The organism is Frankia sp. AgKG'84/4 (assembly GCF_023242965.2).
Lineage (GTDB): Bacteria > Actinomycetota > Actinomycetes > Frankiales > Frankiaceae > Frankia.
In genome coordinates this window covers 1-3,721 of sequence record NZ_JALKFU020000537.1, presented here as the reverse complement: position 1 = coordinate 3,721, position 3,721 = coordinate 1, and the positions used below count along the sequence as shown (strand labels likewise).

General features: G+C 75.2%; 4 protein-coding genes and 1 pseudogene. 1 reads left to right on the top strand and 4 read right to left on the bottom strand.

Annotated features, from left to right (window positions below):
* Window positions 1-514, bottom strand: a 514-nt coding sequence (locus MXD58_RS22760; RefSeq protein ID WP_250609888.1) for an XdhC family protein, incomplete at its 3' end; no start/stop codon positions are given.
* 206 nt (window positions 515-720) lie between these two features.
* Window positions 721-1,647, bottom strand: a complete 927-nt coding sequence (locus tag MXD58_RS22755; protein WP_248837032.1) for a glycoside hydrolase family protein — start codon at window positions 1,645-1,647, stop codon at window positions 721-723.
* Between the two features lie 183 nt (window positions 1,648-1,830).
* On the opposite strand from MXD58_RS22755, the gene MXD58_RS22750 reads away from it, so the two are divergent.
* Window positions 1,831-2,766, top strand: coding sequence for a sulfotransferase family protein (locus MXD58_RS22750; RefSeq protein WP_248837033.1), 936 nt, complete (start codon window positions 1,831-1,833; stop codon window positions 2,764-2,766).
* A gap of 35 nt (window positions 2,767-2,801) precedes the next feature.
* On the opposite strand, the gene MXD58_RS22745 is transcribed toward MXD58_RS22750, so the two are convergent.
* Both MXD58_RS22745 and MXD58_RS22740 read right to left on the bottom strand, forming a co-directional pair.
* Window positions 2,802-3,194 (bottom strand): DUF2237 family protein, encoded by a 393-nt coding sequence (locus tag MXD58_RS22745; protein ID WP_248837034.1) that lies wholly within the window; start codon window positions 3,192-3,194, stop codon window positions 2,802-2,804.
* Between the two features lie 190 nt (window positions 3,195-3,384).
* Window positions 3,385-3,721: pseudogene (locus MXD58_RS22740) on the bottom strand (ATP-binding domain-containing protein); the annotation flags it as partial.

Genomic DNA, 3,721 nt, shown 5'->3' with positions numbered 1-3,721 from the left:
CCTCAGGGCCCGGCGCGGGCAACCCGCGGGCCCCGGGGAAACCCGGCGCGGGTGACCCTTCGACGCTGAGTGAACCCGCGCTGCGCTCGGGCCAGACCGCGAGCTGGGCGCCGATCGCGTCGCCGTCGATCACCGTCAGCAGCGCCACCGCCTGCTGTCCCGCGAGCGCGGCGAGGACACCATCGAGGGCGGCGGCGGGTCCGGGCGGGAACGGGGTGATGATGATGTCCAGGGTGCCGCCGCAGGTCAGCCCGACGGCGAAGGCGTCGGAGTCGGAGATGCCGTAGGTCGCACGCGTCGGCCGGCCGGTGCGCAGCGCCTGCGCGGCCGCCTCGTACACGGCGCCTTCGACGCAGCCGCCGGACACGCTGCCGACGACCTCGCCGTCGGCGGCGACCGCCATCGCGGCGCCGGGCTGGCGCGGCGCGCTGCCGCGCACCCCGCAGACCGTCGCGACGGCGAATCCGGTGCCCTGTGCCCGCCAGCGCCGCAGCGCGTTCGCGATCTCCCGCACGCCGGGCCTCCCCTCGCCGCCGCGCGAAGGTCGCCCACTCAGCCCGGTTTTAGGCTGGTGACCTGCGCCTGTGTTGTCCGGCGAGCGTCGGCGGACCCTGTGGGGCCACGATAGGTCCTGGCGCGGCCCGTGGCTGCCCGGCCGTGACGGACGCCCCATCAGCGCGGGCGCGGATCGGGCCGGCGGGCGGGCTCGGGCGGGCGGGCTCAGGCGGGCGGGTGCAGTTCGGTGCGCAGTTCGTGGCTGCCGTCGGGGCGGGCGGCCTCGTAGTAGAGCCGGTGGCCGCCGCCGGGCAGGGCGACGACGGTGACGTAGCGCAGCGCGCCGTCGCCGAGCGCGGACTCGGCGACGGGGTCGGTGCCGACGGCGTGGAAACGGTCGGGGGTGATGCCGACGGCGAGGCCGGTGCGTTCCGCCCAGTTCTGGGCGGCGCTGGCCCGGCCGTCGTAGAAGGCGACGGGCTGCGGGCCGTCGGTGAGGACCGCGCTGATCCGCACGCCGCGGGCGTCCCAGTGGCCGGGGCGGGGGGCGAGCGCGGTGCCCGTCCACGTCCAGGTGATGCCGTCGGGGCTGGTGGCGTGGCGGCTGTCCATGCGGTCGGTGGCGGCCGGGTCCTCCAGCGGATGGCAGGACGCCCACAGCTGCCAGACGCCGTCGACCAGGGCGACGACCGGGTCCTTCACGGCGAGGCTGGCCGGGTCACCGGGCAGCACGGTGCGGGTGCTCGCCGGGTCGAAGGTGTCCGGGGAGTCGGCTTCGAGCAGGTCGACCCACCAGTGGGCGCTGCCCGGCGCCGCGCAGCTGACGTAGAGGCGCCAGCGGCCCGCGGGGGTGCGCACGAGGGCGGGGCGCTCCAGGCTTTCGGCGCCGAACGGGTCGCGGGGCACGGTGGCGATCTCGGTGAAGGTCTCGCCGTCGGTGGAGCGGGCGATGACCAGGCCATAGCCGCGCCCGGCGCCGACGGGGCGGCGCAGCCGGTAGGCCAGGTAGAACACATCGTCGGCGAGGACGACGCTGGGCGCCCCGGCCCAGAACCCGGGGCCTGCGCCGGGGGCGTCGGCGACGGTGACGGCCGGGCGCCGACCGGGCAGGGGCACGGTGGTGGGAGTCACATGCTGCCGGCTGGTTGCCACCCCGCAACCCTACCGTTGCCGGCGCGATGCCGACCTGTGAAGGGGGCCCCGCGCGGGTGCGGACGCGGCTACCATCCTGATTTTACCGGTCGAGATGGCCGGGTAAGGCCGACAGCGTCCCTGACCTGCGGCGTCGGTCCTCGTCCGCGCCCCCGCGTTCCCGACCCGAGCGGAGTTTCCCCGATGGCCCTGCCCGACTTCCTCGTGATCGGCGTGCCGAAGGCCGGCACGACGGCCCTGCACGCCGCGCTGGCCCGCCATCCCGCGCTGTATCTGCCGACGGTGAAGGAACCGAAGTTCTTCCTCTCGTCGGGGCCGCCGCCGGCCCGGGGCGGCCCCGGGGACGCGCAGACCTACCAGGAGCACGTCTGGCGCCCGTCGGACTACGAACGTTTGTTCGATCCAGCGCCGGAGGGGACCCTGCGGGGCGAGGCGACGCCGTTCTACCTGTACGACCCGGACGCGCAGAACCGGATCCGCCGCCTGCTACCGAAGGCGCGCCTGGTGGTCCTGCTGCGCAACCCGGTGGACCGGGCGCATTCCAACTGGACGCATCTGTGGGCGGCGGGGCTGGAGTCGGAGCGGGACTTCGTGCGGGCCTGCGCGCTGGAGCCGGCGCGGCGCGAGGCCGGCTGGGCGCAGTTCTGGCACTACGTCTCCCTCGGCCTCTACGGCGAGCAGCTCGCGCATCTGTTCGGCCTGTTCTCCCGGGAGCAGGTGCTGCTGTTGCGCTACCGGGACCTGCGGGACTCCCCCGTGGCGACGCTGGACCGGGTCTGTGAGTTCCTCGGGGTGCAGACCGGGCTGGTCGATCTGGTGCCCTCGGAGAACGTCACGCCGTTCGTCGCGGACACCCCGGTCAACGGTGCGCTGCGGACGGCGCTGCGCACCGGGGGGCGCATCGGTCATCACTTCCCGGTGCCGGCGCGTCAGGTGGTGCGCGCCCCGCTGCTGCGCGCGTTGCAGCGCCAGCGGGGCGGGCGCCCGAAGCTGACCCCGGACCAGCGGCGCGCGGTGCTGCCGTACTTCACCGACGACATCGCCCGCCTGGAGGAGATCACCGGGTTGGCGTACGCGGACTGGCTGACCGTCGGCCTCGAGCCCGACGTCATCGACTGAGGGTGCCCCGGCGCGGGCCGCACCGGGGTGAGCGCTCAGCCGAGCGAGCGCGGGTCCGCCGGGACGTCGACGGCGTGCGCGCGCAGCGCCTCCAGCGGGATGACCTCCAGCGCCCGTTCATGCGTGCAGGCCAGCACGACCGGGGCGGCGGCGCCGGCGTGATGGGCCTGCAGCCAGCGGATCGCGACGACACACCAGCGGTCCCCGGGGCGCAGCCCGGGGAAGGAGTACTCCGGCCGGGGCGTGGACAGGTCGTTGCCGACCTGGCGCTGGTGGCGCAGGAACTCCGCGGTCATGACCGCGCAGACGGTGTGACTACCCATGTCCTCCGAGCCGGTGCTGCAGCACCCGTCGCGGTAGAACCCGGTGACCGGGTCGGTACCGCAGGGTTCGAGGTCCCCACCGAGAACGTTGCGTTCGGCTGCCACGTCGCCATTTTCTCCCACTCGCGCCGCGGCCACACGACGGGTGGCCGGATAGGGCCGGATCTGTCCACGTGATCGCCGGCACTTTCGTCCCTGCTGTGACGGTGCGCGGCCGGTTCACCCGGGTGCGCGCGGTTCACCCGGGTGCGCGTGGTTCACCCGGGTGCGCGTGGTTCACCCGGGTGCGCGTGGTTCACCCGGGTGCGCGCAGGGCGGCGGGCAGCTCCCGGGCGTGCACGACGGTCAGTTCGCTCACCGCCCGGGTCAGCACCACGTACAGGCGGCGCAGCCCGAGGGACGGCCGGGTCTCGGCGGCGACGATCGCGGCCGGCTCGACGGCGATCACGTGGTCGAACTCCAGGCCCTTGGCCAGTGACGCGGGCACCAGGCACGCCCGGGTCGGGGTGCCGGCGACGGTGAGTTCGTCGATGGCCAGCCCCGCGGCGCGCAGGGCGGCGGCGAGCGCGGGGAGGTCGGGATCCGCGGCGATCACCGCGACCGATCCGGCGCGGCCGGTCGCGGTGCGCAGC